Here is a 17,305-nt window from a genome sequence, read left to right on the forward strand (position 1 = left end):
CGCCGCTGGGCACGAACAAGGAGCGCACGTTGGCAGAGCAACTGCGACTCATGGCCGTCCACGCCCACCCGGACGACGAGTCGAGCAAGGGCGCCGCGACCATGGCGAAGTACGTCGCCGAGGGGGTGGACGTCCTGGTCGTGACGTGTACCGGCGGTGAGCGCGGCAGCGTGCTCAACCCGAAGCTCGACCGGCCGGACGTCTGGGCCAACATCGGCGAGATCCGCCGGGCCGAGATGGACGCCGCCCGGGCGATCCTCGGCATCGAGCAGGCCTGGCTGGGCTTCGTCGACTCGGGGCTGCCCGAGGGCGACCCGCTGCCGCCGCTGCCCGAGGGCTGCTTCGCCCTGCAGGACGTCGAGGTGGCCGCGGGGCCGCTGGTGCGCCTGATGCGCGAGTTCCGTCCGCACGTCGTCACCACGTACGACGAGGAGGGCGGCTACCCGCACCCCGACCACATCATGTGCCACAAGGTCAGCGTGGCGGCCTTCGACGCGGCCGGCGACCCGGAGCGCTACCCGGAGCTCGGCGCGCCGTGGCAGCCGCTCAAGCTCTACTACGACGTGGGCTTCTCCAAGGGCAAGATCATGGCGCTGCACGAGGCGATGCTGGCCGCCGGCCTGGAGTCGCCCTACCAGGAGTGGCTGGAGCGCTGGGAGGACCGGCCCGACAAGGGCAGCCGGATCACCACCCGGGTCGAGTGCGCCGAGTACTTCCCGGTCCGCGACGACGCGCTGCGCGCCCACGCCACCCAGGTCGACCCGGACGGCTTCTGGTTCCAGGTGCCGATGGAGCTCCAGCGGCGCGCCTGGCCCACCGAGGACTTCCAGCTCGCCCGGTCGATGGTCGACAGCCCGCTGCCCGAGTCGGACCTCTTCGCCGGTGTCCGCGAGACGGCGCATGCCCGCTGATCCGGCCCGGCGTTACGCTGGGTGCCAGTCGCACATCGGAGGAACGCCATGCTGACCGCTGCACAGGTGCTCGCCCAGAACAACTTCGGGGACACCCGCACGGGTGGCCTGGCCGGCCCGATGGGCCTCTTCCTCATCCTGCTGCTGGGCACCGCCACCGTTCTGCTGATCCGCAACATGAACTCCCGGCTGCGCCGACTGCCGGACCGGTTCCCCGCGCAGGCGCGGTCGGGCGAGCCGGGTCGGGCGGACGCCGCAGTCGCCGATCCGACAGACGGGACCGGCTCGCAGGATTCATCCGCGAACGCTCCCAACGGGCGTCAGCAGGAGCGCAACGGCTAGTTCCGGCATGATTCACGTCGAACCGGGTCGTCGCCCCCTGTTGCGACCACCGGGTTTGGCTTAGCCTTCCGCCGGGGGGACCACGCGTCCCCGAGCCGTGCGCGGGAGGGGGCGCCGATGACCGTCACAGTCGCGGCCGCCCGCCGTACCCTCCGCCGGTGGGCGGGAGGGGGTCGGTGACCTCCGATCGGGCCGGTGCGGAGTTCGACCGGCTCGGGTTGCGCGGCACGCCGCCACGGGTGCTCCTGCTCACCGCCGCGGTCGCGGTCACCGCCCTGGTCGCCGCCGCGGTGGGGCTGACCCTGCCGGCCCGGCTGCCGGCCGACGACCCGCTCGGCGGCCCGGCCCGGTTCGGCGTCGCGGTCGCCGTACTCGCCGTCGCCCAGCTGGCCCGCCTGCGGTTCCGCGCCGCCGCCGGCATGGTCAACATCACCTGGGGCGAGGCCGCGTTGATCGTCTGCCTCTACCTGGTGCCGGCCGGCTGGCTGCCCGCCGCCACCCTGCTCGGCGCCGGGCTGGCCTGGTCGGCGATCTCGCTGTTCGGCGAACGCCGCAGCGCCCTCGAGGTGGTCCGCATCGCGGTGTCGCTGACCGCCGCCACCGCGCTGGCCGTGTCGGTCACCACCGCGCTGGGCCAGCCGCTGCTGGCCGTGCCGACGCCGGCGCTCGCGCTCGCCGTGGTCGCCGGCTCGGTCACCTACCTGTTCGCCAGCGCCTGGCTGGGCGGGGTCACCCTGGCGCTGCGGCACGGGGTGCCGATCGGGCCGTCGCTGCTCGCCGCGCTCCGCGGCAAGCTGCTGATGTTCGTCGGCAACGTCGCCGTCGGCCTGACCGTGGTGACCCTGCTGGAACTCGACGCGCACTGGCTGCTGCTGCTTCCGCCGCCGCTCTGGCTGCTCCAGCAGACCTACCGGCACCGCCTCCGGGCCGACGAGGAGCGGCGCACCTGGCGGGCGTTCGCCGACGCCACCGCCGCGCTCAACCAGCTCGACGAGCGGGGGGTGGCCACCGCGGCGGTCACCGGCGCGGTGGCCCTGTTCAATGCCGAGCTGGTCGACGTGGACGTGGCCCGGGGCGACGGACGGTGGCGCCGCTACCGGGCCGACGCCGCCGGCCAGGTGGTCGACCGCGAGGTCGGGCCGCCCGGGCGGGCCGAGCCCGACGAGCACGAGCTGGTCCGCACCCTGACGGTGGGTGCCGCCCGGGTCGGCGAGCTGCGGGTCCGGTTCCCCCGGTCGGCGCCGCCGAGCGCCCGGGAACACGACGCGGTGGCCGCCTTCGGCGACGCCCTCGCCGCCGCGTTGCACGACGCCGCGACCCACCGGGAGCTGCGGCTGGTCACCGCCCGCTCGTCGTACGAGGCGGTGCACGACCAGCTCACCGGCCTGGTCAACCGGGCGGCCATGCTCAGCAAGGGCGACCAGGCGCTGCGGCAGCTCGCGCACGACCACCCGGTGGCCCTGCTGCTGCTGGACATCAACCAGTTCAAGGAGGTCAACGACACCCTCGGGCACGCGGCCGGCGACCAGCTGCTGCGGCTGACCGCCAGCCGGCTGGGCACCCTGGCCCGCTCCGGCGACCTGCTCGGGCGGCTCGGGGGCGACGAGTTCGCGCTGCTGCTCACCTCGGTCCCGGTGCTCGGCGGCCGGACCGCCCCGATGGCGTACGCGCTGCGCCAGGCCCGCGAGATCGCCGAGCGGCTGGCCGCGCCGACCGAGGTGGCCGGGGTGCGGATGTCCGTGGAGGTCTCCGTCGGGGTGGTGGTCGCCGACGCCGGCACCGCCGACCTGACCGAGCTGCTGCGCCGCGCCGACATCGCGATGTACCAGGCCAAGGAGGGCGGCGGCAACGTCGCCGCGTACGACTCGGCCCGGGACGCGGCCAGCACCGACCGGCTGGCCCTGCTGGCCGAGCTGCGCGAGGCGCTGGCCGCCGACGACCAGCTGGTGCTGGCGTTGCAGCCGGCGGTGGACCTGGCCAGCGGCGCGCCGACCGGGGTGGAGGCGCTGATCCGCTGGCGGCACCCGCGCCGCGGCTGGCTGGGGCCGCACGACTTCATCCGGCCGGTGGAGAACAGCGAGCAGTTGGGCACCTTCACCCGCTACGTGCTGGACAAGGCGCTCTCGGTGGCCGCCGGCTGGGCCCGCGAGGGGCTGGACATCCCGATCTCGGTGAACCTCTCGGCGCGCAGCCTGCTCGACCCGCGGCTGCCCAACGAGATCGCCGACGCGCTGCGCCGGCACCAGGTCCCGCCGCAGCGGCTGGTTCTGGAGATCACCGAGACCGTGGTGATGAGCGAGCTCGAGGTGATCGACGAGGTGCTCGCCACCCTCCGCTCGATGGGCGTGCAGCTCGCGGTGGACGACTTCGGCACGGGCTTCTCCTCGCTCACCTTCCTCACCCGGATCGCGGTGGACGAGCTCAAGGTCGACCGGTCCTTCGTGATCCGGATGGCGGACTCCCCGGAGGCGGCGGCGATCGTCCGGACCACCGTCGGGCTCGCCCACGAGCTGGGCCTGCGGGTGGTCGCCGAGGGGGTGGAGACCGCCGAGCAGCGCACCGCCCTGGCCGAGCTGGGCTGCACCGCCGCCCAGGGCTACCACTTCTTCAAGCCGATGCCCGCCGACAAGATCGGTGCCGTCCTCGGCACCCTGCTCGACGAGGCCCGCCCCAACGTCTTCCCGCTGCGTGCCGACGACGCCTCCTGACCGACCGGCGGGCCCGGCGGCGGCTGGTTATGGTCGTCGGGTGAACCGACTCGCCGACGCCACGAGCCCGTACCTGCTCCAGCACGCCGACAACCCGGTCGACTGGTGGCCGTGGTGCGACGAGGCGTTCGCCGAGGCGAAGCGGCGGGACGTGCCGGTGCTCGTCTCGGTCGGCTACGCCGCCTGCCACTGGTGCCACGTGATGGCCCACGAGTCGTTCGAGAACGAGCAGGTCGGGGCGCTGATGAACGACGACTTCGTGTGCGTGAAGGTGGACCGCGAGGAGCGGCCGGACGTCGACGCGGTCTACATGACCGCCACCCAGGCGATGACCGGCCAGGGCGGCTGGCCGATGACCGTCTTCGCCACCCCGGACGGCACCCCGTTCTTCTGCGGCACCTACTACCCGCGGCCCAACTTCGTCCGGCTGTTGCAGTCGGTGGCCACCGCGTGGCGCGACCAGCGGGAGGCGGTGCTGCGCCAGGGCGCGGCGGTGGTCGAGGCGATCGGCGGCGCCCAGGCCGTGGGCGGGCCTACCGCGCCGCTGGACGCCGGGTTGCTCGACGCCGCCGCCGACCAGCTCGCCAGGGAGTACGACGAGATGAACGGCGGCTTCGGCGGCGCGCCGAAGTTCCCGCCGCACATGAACCTGCTCTTCCTGCTCCGGCACCACCAGCGCACCGGCTCGGCGCGCAGCCTGGAGATCGTCCGGCACACCTGCGAGGCGATGGCCCGGGGCGGCATCTACGACCAGCTCGCCGGCGGCTTCGCCCGCTACGCGGTGGACGGGCACTGGACCGTGCCGCACTTCGAGAAGATGCTCTACGACAACGCGCTGCTGCTGCGGGCGTACACCCAGCTGTGGCGGCTCACCGGGGACCGGCTGGCCCGGCGGGTGGCCCGGGACACCGCCCGGTTCCTCGCCGACGAGCTGCACCGGCCCGGGGAGGGCTTCGCCTCCGCTCTCGACGCCGACACCAAGGGCGTCGAGGGCCTGACGTACGTCTGGACCCCGGATCAGCTGGTGGCGGCGTTGGGGGAGGAGGACGGCCGGTGGGCGGCCGACCTGTTCGGCGTCACCGCGGAGGGGACGTTCGAGCACGGCACCAGTGTGCTCAAGCTGGCCCGCGACGTCGACGACGCCGACCCGGCGGTCCGCGCCCGCTGGCAGGGCGTCGTCGGCCGGCTGCTCGCGGCGCGGGACACCCGCCCGCAGCCGGCCCGGGACGACAAGGTGGTGGCCGCCTGGAACGGCCTGGCGATCACCGCCATCGCCGAGTTCCAGCAGGTGGCCGCGCTCTACGCGAGCCCGGACGACGAGGACGCCAATCTGATGGAGGGCGTCGTCATCGTCACCGACGGCGCGATGCGCGATGCCGCCGAGCACCTGGCGAGGGTGCACGTCGTCGACGGCCGGCTGCGCCGGGTCTCCCGGGCCGGGGTGGTCGGTGAGCCGGCCGGGGTGCTGGAGGACCACGGCTGCGTCGCCGAGGCGTTCTGCGCCATGCACCAGCTCACCGGCGAGGGGCGCTGGCTGGAGCTGGCCGGCCGGCTGCTGGACGTCGCGCTGGAGCGGTTCGCCGCGCCCGGCGGCGGCTTCTACGACACCGCCGACGACGCCGAGCGGCTGGTCACCCGGCCGGCCGACCCCACCGACAACGCCACCCCGTCGGGCCGGTCGGCGATGGTGGCCGCGCTGGTGGCGTACGCGGCGCTGACCGGTGAGACGCGCTACCGGGAGGCGGCCGAGGCGGCGCTCGGCACCGTCGCGCCGATCGTCGGCCGGCACGCCCGGTTCACCGGGTACGCGGCCACCGCCGGCGAGGCGCTGCTCTCCGGGCCGTACGAGATCGCGGTGGTCACCGACGACCCGGCCGGGGACCCGCTGGTCGCCGCGGCGCACCGGCACGCCCCTCCCGGGGCGGTGATCGTGGCCGGCCGGGCCGACCAGCCGGGGGTGCCGCTGCTCGCCGACCGGACGACGGTCGACGGGCGGTCCACCGCGTACGTCTGCCGGGGTTTCGTCTGCGATCGCCCGGTCACCGGCGTGGCCGACCTGGTCGCCCAACTCGGCCGGCGCTGAGGCTCACGGCCAGAGCAGTTCGCGCTCCCACTCGCGGCCGGTCCGGCGGTAGCGCAGCCGGACGTGCCGGCGCTGCCGGTCCGCCTGCCAGAACTCGACGGTGTGCGGCGTGACCGTGTAGACCGTGTGCGTCTCGGCGATCAGGCCCGGGCCGGCGGCCAGTCGCTCGCGGACCCGGTCCAGCTCGCGGTCCAGCTCGGCGTGGTCGCTGAGCACGTCGCTCTGCCGGCCGGCCAGGCTGGCGATCCGTGACGGGCGATCCGCGGGTTGCCGGCGAGGTGGCGACCCTTCGCGCTGGCGGAGCTGGTGGCGAAGTGCCAGCCGGTCTCGTCGAGCCCCGGCCGGGTCGAACGACGGCATCTCGTGCGCGAGCACCGGCAGGCCGCGCAGCAGGGTACGGATGGTCATGACATGAGCATCTCAGCAGGGTCGACGGGTGTCTGATCGCCATCCGGCGGTGGCGGCGGCGACCGGCCCGGATAGGCTGGCGCCGCTATGGATTCCCGTACCGGTCTGCCTGTTGTCGGCATGGTGGGCGGCGGCCAGCTGGCCCGGATGACCCACCAGTCCGCGATCGCCCTCGGCCAGTCGCTGCGCGTGCTGGCGCTCGCCCCCGACGACGGCGCCGCGCTGGTCGCCGCCGACGTCCAGTACGGCGACCACACCGACCTCGCCGCGCTGCGCACCTTCGCCAAGGGCTGCGACGTGGTCACCTTCGACCACGAGCACGTGCCGAACGAGCACATCCGCACCCTGGCGGCCGAGGGCGTGAAGCTCTTTCCGCCGGCCGAAGCGCTGCGGTACGCCCAGGACAAGCGGGCGATGCGCGAGCGGCTGACCGAGCTGGGCGCCCCCAACCCGGCGTGGCGGTCGGTCCGGGAGCCCGCGGACCTGGTCGGCTTCGGCGACGAGGTGGGCTGGCCGGTGGTGCTCAAGGCGGCCAGCGGCGGGTACGACGGCCGGGGCGTCTGGCTGGTGGACGGCCCGGCGCAGGCCGCCGAGCTGGCCGGCAGCCTGCTGGCCGGCGGGACCCGGCTGATCGTCGAGGAGCGGGTGCCGCTGCGCCGCGAGCTGGCCGTGCAGGTGGCCCGCTCGCCGTTCGGGCAGGTCGCCGCGTACCCGGTGGTCGAGACGGTGCAGCGGGACGGCATCTGCGTCGAGGTGCTGGCCCCCGCGCCCGACCTGCCCGAGGAGCTGGCCGTCGCCGCCCAGCAGCTCGCCATCGACCTGGCCACCTCGCTCGGCGTGGTCGGTCTGCTCGCGGTCGAGCTGTTCGAGGTCGCCGATTCCGGCGGCCGCCCGGCGATCATGGTGAACGAGCTGGCCATGCGGCCGCACAACTCCGGCCACTGGACCATCGAGGGCGCCCGCACCTCGCAGTTCGAGCAGCACCTGCGGGCGGTGCTCGACTACCCGATGGGTGACACCGCGCTGACCGCGCCGGTGGTGGTGATGGCGAACGTGCTCGGCGGCGAGCCGGGCGGGATGTCGATCGACGAGCGGCTGCACCACCTCTTCGCCGCCGAGCCGGGGGCGAAGGTGCACCTCTACGGCAAGCAGGTGCGCCCCGGCCGCAAGATCGGGCACGTCACGCTGCTCGGCGACGACCTGGACGAGGTACGGACGCGGGCCGCGCGGGCCGCCCGCTGGCTGCGGGAGGGACGCGAGTGAGCGCGAGAAGTGAGCTTGCGAGCCCCGCAGTCGCGAACGAAAGGCAGGCACGCGTGAGCACCGTCGGGTTGATCATGGGCAGCGACTCGGACTGGCCCACCATGAAGGCGGCCGCCGAGGTGCTGGTCGAGTTCGAGGTGCCCTACGAGGTCGAGGTCGTCTCGGCGCACCGCACCCCGGTGAAGATGATCGACTACGGCCGGGCCGCCGCCGACCGTGGCCTGAAGGTGATCATCGCCGGCGCGGGTGGCGCCGCGGCGCTGCCCGGCATGGTCGCCTCGGTCACCCCGCTGCCGGTGATCGGCGTGCCGGTGCCGCTGAAGCACCTGGACGGGATGGACTCGCTGCTCTCCATCGTGCAGATGCCGGCCGGCGTGCCGGTGGCCACCGTGTCGATCGGCAACGCCCGCAACGCCGGGCTGCTCGCCGTCCGGATCCTGGCCGCCGCCGACCGCGCCCTGCTCGACCGGATGTCGGCCTACCAGGCCGACCTGGAGCAGTTGGTGGCCGAGAAGGACGCCGCCCTCCGCGCCTCCCTGGCCTGACCCGCCGGAGCGCCCCTGGCGCTGCCGGACCGGGATCTGATGCCGTGGGGTCGGTCGCCTGCCGGAGCGGCGCCGGCCGGCCCTGACGCCGTGCGCCCAGGGTCGGGTCCGGGCCGTGCCCGGCGTCCGCTACCTGCGGGCCGGGCAGCAGGCGGTTGCCACTTTGACGTGATACCTCTGAGGCATATTTATGACTCACAGGTATCGGGCTCGCCGGCGACAACATCCAGGCCGGCCGACACGCGGCGCTGAACCGCCGCCGCCCGGTGCCCCGGGCCTCGGCCGCAGTGCCGGCACGCGGGTGCGACGCAGTCCGGGCCGGCACGCACTGCCCACCCGGGCCGACGCCCGCACGGACCCTCCGGTTTCACCGCATGCCGCGCAGGGCGGTCTGCAACCGCTCCTGAGCGCGACGGCGCCGCTCGTTGCTGGCGCCGAGCACCAGCAGCAGGATGCCCACCGGGATCAGCGCCAGCCACGGGCCGAAGGCGAACAGCGCGTGGATCGCGGTGATCGCGGTGACCGTGGCGCCGACGATCACCGGGGCCTGCTGCTGGCTCATCGAGCCGAAGATCAGCACGGCCACCGCGCCGAGCAGCAGCAGCACCTGCCGCAGCGTGCTGGAGTCGGTGGCCAGCACGATCGCCAGGGTCGGCAGGAACGCGGCGACCAGCGCCGGCCCGTACGCCACCCAGCTGCTCAGGTCGGCGCGCTGCCGCAGCTCCAGGACACCGACCAGCAGGGCCAGCGCCGCGAACGGCAACGTGTACGCCTCAGGCAGCGCCACGTCGGCGACCCGCATCAGGATCCACCAGGCGCTGATCTCGCAGACCACCACCGCCCAGAACAGGATCCGCCGCTCCACCGGCCGGCGGCCGGGCCGGGTCGCCGCCACGCCGAGGACCGCACCCCAGGCGGCCAGCAGGGCAGCGATGTGCCGCGGCGAGTCGAACGCCAGCGCCAGGGCGATCAGCGCGGCGGCGTGCCCGCTCCACTCCACGGTGGCCGCCTCGCGCTGCGCCTCGGGGCGGCGCAGCCGGGGCAGGGTGGCCGCGAACACCTGCAACGCCGCGCCGACCGCCAGTACGCCGAACGCTGACCAGACGGCCGCCAGCCCGGCGACCAGGCCGGCGGTGAGCACGAAGAGCTGGGCCATCAGCGAGGCGAACAGCCAGCCGAGGATGCGGGCCCGCTGGGTGGTGCCGAAGAGCGCGGCGACCGTGCCGACGCCGACCGCGCCGCCGAGCGTGAACAGGGTCAGTTCCCGGGTGGCCAGGCTGCCGGCGAGCCCGGCGCCGCCGGCCGCCAGCCCGATGACGAAGACCAGCACCCGCGCCAGCCGCAGCGAGCGGGCCGGCTCGACCAGTGGCGGGGGCGGAGTCAGCGCCAGACCGAGCATCGAGATGGTGAAGACGGAGAGCGCGGCCAGCGTGCTCGTCGGCCAGCCCATACCGAGCGCGGTCGGGGTGATCAGCAGGGTGACCGCCGCGCCGGGCAGCACCACCGGGACCGCCCGGGACCGGCGGCCACCGCTGAAGCCGGTGGCGGCCAGCGCCGCGGTCGCGGTCAGCAGCAGCGCGGTGAGCACGTGCGCCGGGTCGACCGCGCTCGGCGGCGGGTCGAGCAGCCCCGGCGGCGGCCCCTGCCACACCCGGGTGAGAGTGGCCTGCGGCTCGACCAGCGCCACGACCAGCGCCGGCATGATCGACACCAGCGCGAGCGCGGTCGGCAGGGCGGCCGCGGCGAGGGCGCCGGCCGCCGGGCTGACCCGCCATCGGCGCCGGCCGTCGTCGTCGGGCAACCGCCGTAGCGCGCCGTCGAGCAGCACCGACCAGCGCCGTACCGGCTGGGCCGAGCCCACCGGTGGCTCGGTGGCTCCGCGGACCAGTTCGGCCAGCACCCCGAGCAGGGCCGCGGCGGCGGCGTACACGCCCACCGGCAGGCCACTGGGGACGGCGGCCAGGGCGCTGATGGTGGCGCCGCCGACCACCGCCGCGCTGGTCCACGGCAGATACTGCGGAACCTGCCGGCGTACCGCGGCCACCCCGGCGAGACCGAGGCTGGACGCGGCCAGCGCGGCGGTCAGCACCACCTGTGGCGAGCGGCCGAATTCGGCGGCCAGCGCGGCGACCGCACCGGGCAGCGCGAGCACCGCCGCGCCCGCCGCCGCGCCCCCGATCTGGGCCAGGTACGGCGGCATCCCGTCGGCCTCGATGTCCGGCACCAGCGGCTCGGCGAGCGACCGGGCCAGCGCCGCCACCACCACGCCGATCAGCGTGATGCTGCCCAGGGCCAGGGCGGTGGTCCACGGCCGGACCAGCCCGGCACCGGCCGCGTGCAGGGCCACCACCCCGGCCACGGTGGCCCGGGACAGTGCGGCGCGCGGCTCGACCGAGGCCACCGCCGCCATCCCGAAGACCGTGGCGACCATGCCCCCGACCAGCACGGGTGACCACCACGGCAGGTTGAACGCGGCCGGGGCGCCGATGGTGGCCAGCACGGCCGCCACCCCGGACACGTCGTACCGCCAGGGCGGCGGCAGGAGGATCGCGGCGGCGACGCCGAGCAGCGCCAGCGCGACCGGAGCCTGCCAGGTCGCGCCGCCGGTCGGCGCGGCCGGCCAGCCGCTCAGGTCACCGGCCCAGATCGCCCCGGGGGTGGCCAGGACGCCCACCCCGCCGCGCAGCGCCATCCAACCGGCCAGCACCCCGATCAACGTCCCGCCGAGGGCTATCCCGAGGACCGGCCCGCGCCGCCACTCCGTCGGCATCGCCCGGGCGGCGACCGCCACCACCAGCACCAGCGCGGCGGCCACCGCGAGCTGGCCATCCGGGGCGAGCACGGCGGCCACCCGGACCAGGGTGGCGATCAGGGCGGCGGTCACCGCGGCCGCCGCCAGGTCGGACCCGTCGAGGGTGAGGTCGGAGCGCCGGCCGGCGTCGATCGACGGAGCCAGGAAGAGCAGCACCGCGGCGACCAGCAGCAGCGCGCCCACCCAGGCGTCGGCGACGGTCGCGCCGGGTGCGCCGAACGCGGCCGCGGTGACGACCAGCGCCCCGAGCCCGGTGCCGACCGCCAGCGGGACCGGGATCTGCCGCTGCGAGACCTGCACGATGGCGGTGTACCCGAGGGTGACGCAGACCGCGAGGAAGGCGGCCGCGAGCACCGGGACGGTCACCTCGCGCAGGGCGGCCGGGGTGGGGGTCGGATCGGCGGGCACGGTCGCGGCGACGAACGCCGCCACCGCGCCGGGCAGCGCGAACGCGGCGCTGCCGGCGGCCCAGGCGGAGAGGGTCGAGGTCGCCGCTGGGGCGAGCCGGACCCGGGGCGCCACCGCGACCAGGACGCCCGCCGCGAAGAGGGTGAGCAGCACCGCGGTGGTCAGCGCCGGCCGGGCCAGCGCGGCGCCCGCGCCGAACAGGCCCACCCCGGCGGCGGCGAGCGCGTGGGCCAGCGCGGCCCGTTCCGTGCCGGCGGAGAGGCCGGCCACGCCGATGCCGACCGCGGCCAGCACCATCGGCCAGGGCGCCACCGCCCAGTCGAGCCCGACGGACGCCGGGACGGCGAGCGCGGTCAGTGCCGCGCCGACCACCGCGAACTCCCGGCGGATCTCCGGCGGCAGGGCCAGCACCGCGGCGACGGTGAGCAGGAACGCGCTCGCGGCGAGCTGCCACGCGGCCGGGCCGACCGCCGCCGCCAGTTCGGCCGGGTGCCGGTCGAGGTCGGCGGCCCAGGCCGGCAGCGCGGCGCGGACCGGGGCCACGCCGGCCCGCAGGGCGCCGCCGGCCACCACCACGCCGCTGACCGTCAGCGCCACCGCGGAGGCGAACTGCGGGCCCCGCCGGGCCGCCTCCGGCACCGCGCGGACGGCCAACCCGGTCACCGTGATCACCGCCGCGATCAGCAGCAGCGACCGGCCGGGCAACGCCACCGAGGCGACCCGGCCCAGCGCCCCGATCACGGCGAGGGTGAGGATGCCGGCGCCGACGTCCGGCAGCGGCGGCTTGCGCAGCGCGATCGTCCCGACCAGCGCCACCGTGGCGGCCAGCAGCACCACCGCGCCCGCACCGACCGCGGTGGGCACGGTCTGCGCGCGCAGCAGCGCGGTGACCGCGTACGCGAGGGCGACCGCGACCGCGACGCCGTGCAGCAGCCAGGTCAGCTCGCGCAGCCACGGCACCGGACGGGTCGGTGCGGCGTCCGGGCCGGCCGGGGTGGTGCCGGTGAGCAGCTCGCCGGACTCCTCCGGCGCGCCCTCCGGCCGGCCCTCGGGCTGCCGCTGCCGGGGCGCCGTCGGCGTTGCCGCCGGTGCGGCCGGTTCGGTCGGCTCGACCGGGGCGGGCGGCGGGAGGTCGCGGCGCACCGGCCGCTCCACGGTGACGGCGGTGCGGGCCAGCCAGAGGTCGAGGACGGCCACTGCGGTCAGCGCCAGCGCCCAGCCGGCCGGGCCGGTGATCCGGTCGTACGCGAACAGCGGCAGCACCGGTTGGGCGGCGAGCACGGTGGCGAACCGCGGGGCGCGCAGGCCGGTCCAGCTGGCGTACCCGAAGGCGACGCCGGCGGTGACCGCGAAGATCAGCCCGGCGAAGACCGCCCCCGAGGCACCGCTGCCGCCGATCCGGTCGACCGCCCACAGCGCGTACCCGGCCAGCGGCAGCAGCAGCAGCCCCACCGCGGCGATGGTCTCGGCGGTGGAGGTGAGCCCCCGGCGGGCCAGCGCGGGCGGGGCGAGCAGCATCAGCACCGTGGCGAGCAGCAGGATGCCCAGCCGGCCCAGCGCGTCCATCGAACTGGTCGCCACCGCGGCGAAGACCACCGCGGCCACCCCGAGCAGCAGCGCGCCCAGGCCGAGCGGGATGTTCTGCACCTCCCGGGAGGACGCCTCCGGCGGGTGCTCCGGGTCGTCGGCGTCGAGCCAGGTGGCGGTCGACAGGGGCGGCGCCGGGTCGTCCGGGCCGGGCGGCGGGGTGCCCTGCCGGGGCACCCGGGGCGGGGCACCGGTGGTGGCGGTCGGCGGCCGGCGGCCGGGCCGGCGGCGCAGCACCCGGCGGGGCCGGGTGGCCTGCTTGAGCCGTTCCTCACCGGCGTGCGCGAGGATGTCCCGCTGGAAGAGCGCGGCCTGCATCTTGGCGGCGATCTGCCGCTGCTCGCTGGCGATGGCGGCCTCGCGGGCCTTCATCTCCGCGATGGAACGCTCGATCTCCGCCAGGTGCTCGATCCACTGTGGCTGCTCGGCCCCGCAGTGCGGGCAGCGGACGGCCGGCTTGATCTCCCGGCCGCACGAGGAGCACTGAAAGGTCGCCACGACACCCCTCCACCCGCACTGTGGACTTCCACTGTCGCAGCATGCCCAATGGCGGCGCGGAATTCGACAGTTGACGGCGGGTCCGGGGCAAACCAGTGACGCGGCCGGCCGCGGAGCACGCTCCGCGGCCGGCCGCCGGTGTCGAGGAGGGAACCGTCAGGGGCGGCCCATGCCGCGGTACTCCCAGCCGGCCTGCGTCCACAGGGTGGAGTCGAGGCAGTTGCGGCCGTCGACCACCTTCCGGCCGGCGGCCAGTTCGCCGAGGGCGACCGGGTCGGCGTTGCGGAAGTCGGCCCACTCGGTGAGCACGCAGACCAGGTCGGCCCCGGCGACGGCGTCGTTCATGCTGGCCTCGTAGGTCAGCTCGGGAGCCACCCGGCGCGCGTTCTCGGTGCCCTGCGGGTCGTAGACGTGCACGTCGGCGCCGGCCTTGTGCAGCAGCGCGGCGACGGCCAGCGCGGGCGCGTCGCGTACGTCGTCGGTGTTGGGCTTGAAGGTCGCGCCCAGCACGGCGATGCGGGTGCCGGACAGGTCCGGGCCGGCCGGCCCGGAGCGGCGGCCGAGCAGGTCCGCGGCGAGCTGGAGGACGCGGGTCCGGCGGCGCAGGTTGATCAAATCGACCTCGTGCAGGAAGCGCAGCGCCTCCCCGGCGCCCAGCTCCTGGGCGCGGGCCTGGAACGCCCGGATGTCCTTGGGCAGGCAGGCGCCGCCGAAGCCGAGGCCGGCCTGGAGGAACCGGTTGCCGATCCGCGGGTCGTAGCCGATCGCCCGGGCGAGCTGGGTGACGTCGCCGCCGGAGGCCTCGCAGACCTCGGCCATCGCGTTGATGAACGAGATCTTGGTGGCCAGGAAGGCGTTCGCGGCGACCTTGACCAGCTCGGCGGTGGCGAAGTCGGTGACCACCAGCGGCACCTCGCGGTCCTCGGTGGCAGCCAGGTCGAAGACGCCCTTGTGAGCGGCGTAGAGCATGCCGTTGGCCCACTCGCTCTTGACCCCGACGACGATCCGGTTGGGGCGCAGCACGTCGTCGACGGCGAAGCCCTCCTGAAGGAACTCCGGGCTCCACGCCACCTCGACGCCGAGGTCGGCCGGGGTGTGCTTGCCGACCAACTGCTCGACCCACTCGGCGGTGCCGACCGGGACGGTGGACTTGCCGACGATCAGCGCCTTGCGGGTCAGGTGCTGGGCGAGGCTGGTCACCGACGCCTCGACGTACGACAGGTCGGCGCCCATGCCGTCGGCCCGCTGCGGGGTGCCGACGCAGATGAAGTGCACGTCACCGAAGTCGGCGGTCTCGGCGATGTCGGTGCTGAACCGCAGCCGGCCGGCGGCCAGGTTGCGCTTGAGCAGCTCGTCCAGGCCGGGCTCGTGGATCGGCACCTCGCCCGCGTTCAGCTTGGCGATCTTGTCCGCGTCGACGTCGAAGCCGAGCACCTCGTAGCCGAGTTCGGCGTAACAGATGGCGTACGTCGCGCCGAGGTAGCCGGTGCCCAGGAAGGTGACCCGCGGCCGGGGTGCGCCCGAGGGGGGCGTCACCGCGGCGATGGCGGGTACCGGCTGGATGTTCGGGTACGGAATCGTCACGCCTGTCTTCTCCGCTCGCACTGGCGGCGCGTCGTCGCGTCGCGTTCTGCCGCTGCGGCGCCTGGCCGGGCACCAGAGGGACTCTATGCCTGTCTGTTCCATCATCGCCGGCGGCGTGGGCGCTCCGTCAGGTCCAAGCCTACGCGGCGGTAACATCAGCTGAACCGGTCGCTATCCTTCAGTCTGCGCCGTGGGGCGATCAGGTGACGTTACCGACTGCGCATGATAGCCGTGAAGGGGAGGGGCCGACATGGCCGCAGAGGAGTCGTTCGACGTCTACCGGTTGCCGGAGGAGCACCAGGCGATCCGGGAGGCGGTCCGTGAGGTCTGTGCGGCCAAGGTGGCGCCGCACGCCGCCGAGGCGGACGAGACCGGTGAGTTCCCGAAGGCGTCGTACGACGCGCTGCGGGCCGCGGACTTCCACGCCCCGCACATCCCCGTCGAGTACGGCGGCGCCGGCGCGGACGCCCTGGCCACCGCGATCGTGATCGAGGAGGTGGCCCGCGCCTGCGCCTCCTCCTCGCTGATCCCCGCGGTGAACAAGCTGGGCACCATGCCGCTGCTGCTGGCCGGCTCCGACGAGCTCAAGCGCCGCTACCTGACCAGCGTCGCCTCCGGTGACGCGATGTTCTCGTACTGCCTCTCCGAGCCGGAGGCGGGCAGCGACGCGGCCTCGATGACCACCCGCGCGGTCCGGGACGGCGACCACTGGGTGCTCAACGGCGTGAAGCGGTGGATCACCAACGCCGGCGTGTCCGAGTACTACACCGTCTTCGCGGTGACCGATCCCGCCGCCCGCTCCCGGGGCATCTCCGCCTTCGTGGTCGAGAAGTCCGACTCCGGGGTCAGCTTCGGCGCGCCGGAGAAGAAGCTGGGCATCAAGGGCTCGCCGACCCGTGAGGTCTACCTGGACAACGTGCGGATCCCGGCGGACCGGATGATCGGCGCGGAGGGCACCGGTTTCGCCACCGCGATGAAGACCCTGGACCACACCCGGGTCACCATCGCGGCCCAGGCGGTCGGCATCGCGCAGGGCGCGCTCGACTACGCCAAGGGCTACGTGCAGGAGCGCAAGCAGTTCGGCAAGCCGGTCGCCGACTTCCAGGGCGTGCAGTTCATGCTCGCCGACATGGGCATGAAGCTGGAGGCGGCGCGACAGCTCACGTACGCCGCGGCCGGCCGGTCCGAGCGCGGCGACGCCGACCTGACCTACTTCGGCGCGGCGGCCAAGTGCTTCGCCTCCGACGCGGCCATGGAGATCACCACCGACGCGGTGCAGCTGCTCGGCGGCTACGGCTACACCCGGGACTACCCGGTGGAGCGGATGATGCGGGACGCCAAGATCACCCAGATCTACGAGGGCACCAACCAGGTGCAGCGCATCGTGATGGCCCGCCAGCTGCTCAAGGGCCTGGCCTGACCGGTCGGCGGGCCTGACCCGCGGCGGCGGACGGCGAGTCATGGGCGGGCCGGTCACCCGGCCCGCCCGTCCGTCACTTGATCTCGGTGGTGGTGTCCTCCGGACGGCTGGTCGAGCGCGGCGGCGCCGACCAGGGCGACTCGCCGCCGGTCCGGCGGGGCAGCGGCTCGGTCGGCGTGGGGTCGGGGTAGCCCAGGGTGAGCGGGGGAGTGTCCTGGTCCGGCGTGCCCGACGACGACCAGTCGGTCAGGGTGAAGTCCTGCCCGGCCGGTCCGGCGGCCGGCGCCGGCTCGGTCGCCGGTGGTGGCCACTGCCGCCAGCGCTGCCCGCTGAACACCGCCACGATCAGCAGCAGGCCGATCAGGAACAGCGTGCCGTTCTCCACCGGCAGCCGCAGTGGGAGTGGATCACCGAAGGCCTTCCAGTCGTCCGGGATGCGGTTGCGCACCTGGAACGGCGCGACGAACAGCCCCACGTACGGGACGGCCAGCAACAGCCCGGCCACCAGCGGGCCGAGCGGTGAGATGCGCAGCGTGCCGAGCAGGCCCAGCACGATCCCGCCGACCGCGAGGTAGACGGCCGGCTCGATGAGATTGGCCGTGTTGAAGGTGCCGATCTCCACCCAGCGGTCGACCGTGCCGGCCGACCCGTCCTGCCCGAGGGCGACCAGCACCCACGTGACGGGTGCCACCACCAACCCCGCGAGGAAGCTCCAGAGATGTCGCATCCGCGCACC

The 17,305-nt window shown here is 74.9% G+C and carries 11 protein-coding genes; 7 read left to right on the plus strand and 4 right to left on the minus strand.

What is annotated here, in order from left to right; all coding sequences use genetic code 11:
• Positions 1 to 29 precede the first annotated feature (29 nt).
• The 4 genes from mca (at position 30) to FHX32_RS14275 (ending at position 6,044) form a co-directional block, all read left to right on the plus strand.
• Complete coding sequence (gene mca / locus FHX32_RS14260) at positions 30 to 911, plus strand: mycothiol conjugate amidase Mca (RefSeq protein WP_167181772.1); 882 nt, start codon at positions 30 to 32, stop codon at positions 909 to 911.
• 48 nt (positions 912 to 959) lie between these two features.
• Positions 960 to 1,253: a hypothetical protein gene (locus tag FHX32_RS14265; protein ID WP_167181774.1), complete on the plus strand. Its 294-nt coding sequence runs from the start codon at positions 960 to 962 to the stop codon at positions 1,251 to 1,253.
• Positions 1,254 to 1,471: 218 nt separating this feature from the next.
• Positions 1,472 to 3,961 carry a bifunctional diguanylate cyclase/phosphodiesterase gene (locus FHX32_RS14270; RefSeq protein WP_208418772.1) on the plus strand — a complete coding sequence of 830 codons (2,490 nt, stop codon included), beginning with the start codon at positions 1,472 to 1,474 and terminating at the stop codon, positions 3,959 to 3,961.
• Between the two features lie 40 nt (positions 3,962 to 4,001).
• Entirely contained in the window at positions 4,002 to 6,044 is a 2,043-nt protein-coding gene (locus tag FHX32_RS14275) for a thioredoxin domain-containing protein (protein WP_167181778.1), read from the plus strand.
• A 3-nt stretch (positions 6,045 to 6,047) separates the two neighbouring features.
• Here the strand turns inward: FHX32_RS14275 and FHX32_RS14280 are convergent, their stop codons facing one another.
• Positions 6,048 to 6,452: a pyridoxine 5'-phosphate oxidase C-terminal domain-containing protein gene (locus FHX32_RS14280; protein WP_208418085.1), complete on the minus strand. Its 405-nt coding sequence runs from the start codon at positions 6,450 to 6,452 to the stop codon at positions 6,048 to 6,050.
• Between the two features lie 87 nt (positions 6,453 to 6,539).
• Between FHX32_RS14280 and FHX32_RS14285 the strand changes: the two genes are divergently transcribed.
• Both FHX32_RS14285 and purE read left to right on the plus strand, forming a co-directional pair.
• The gene (locus FHX32_RS14285; protein WP_167181780.1) at positions 6,540 to 7,715 is read left to right on the plus strand and encodes a 5-(carboxyamino)imidazole ribonucleotide synthase; all 1,176 of its coding nucleotides are present in this window, start codon (positions 6,540 to 6,542) and stop codon (positions 7,713 to 7,715) included.
• A gap of 53 nt (positions 7,716 to 7,768) precedes the next feature.
• Positions 7,769 to 8,260 carry a 5-(carboxyamino)imidazole ribonucleotide mutase gene (gene purE, locus FHX32_RS14290; RefSeq protein ID WP_167181782.1) on the plus strand — a complete coding sequence of 164 codons (492 nt, stop codon included), beginning with the start codon at positions 7,769 to 7,771 and terminating at the stop codon, positions 8,258 to 8,260.
• Positions 8,261 to 8,627: 367 nt separating this feature from the next.
• Here purE and FHX32_RS14295 read toward each other — a convergent pair whose 3' ends face one another.
• Positions 8,628 to 13,565: an SCO7613 C-terminal domain-containing membrane protein gene (locus FHX32_RS14295; RefSeq protein WP_167181784.1), complete on the minus strand. Its 4,938-nt coding sequence runs from the start codon at positions 13,563 to 13,565 to the stop codon at positions 8,628 to 8,630.
• A gap of 156 nt (positions 13,566 to 13,721) precedes the next feature.
• Complete coding sequence (locus FHX32_RS14300; protein WP_167181786.1) at positions 13,722 to 15,149, minus strand: UDP-glucose dehydrogenase family protein; 1,428 nt, start codon at positions 15,147 to 15,149, stop codon at positions 13,722 to 13,724.
• A 250-nt stretch (positions 15,150 to 15,399) separates the two neighbouring features.
• On the opposite strand from FHX32_RS14300, the gene FHX32_RS14305 reads away from it, so the two are divergent.
• Entirely contained in the window at positions 15,400 to 16,569 is a 1,170-nt protein-coding gene (locus FHX32_RS14305; protein WP_167181788.1) for an acyl-CoA dehydrogenase family protein, read from the plus strand.
• A gap of 73 nt (positions 16,570 to 16,642) precedes the next feature.
• Here the strand turns inward: FHX32_RS14305 and FHX32_RS14310 are convergent, their stop codons facing one another.
• Complete coding sequence (locus FHX32_RS14310; protein ID WP_167181790.1) at positions 16,643 to 17,296, minus strand: hypothetical protein; 654 nt, start codon at positions 17,294 to 17,296, stop codon at positions 16,643 to 16,645.
• Between the last annotated feature and the right edge of the window lie 9 nt (positions 17,297 to 17,305).

It is taken from the genome of Micromonospora sp. CNZ280, assembly GCF_011759515.1.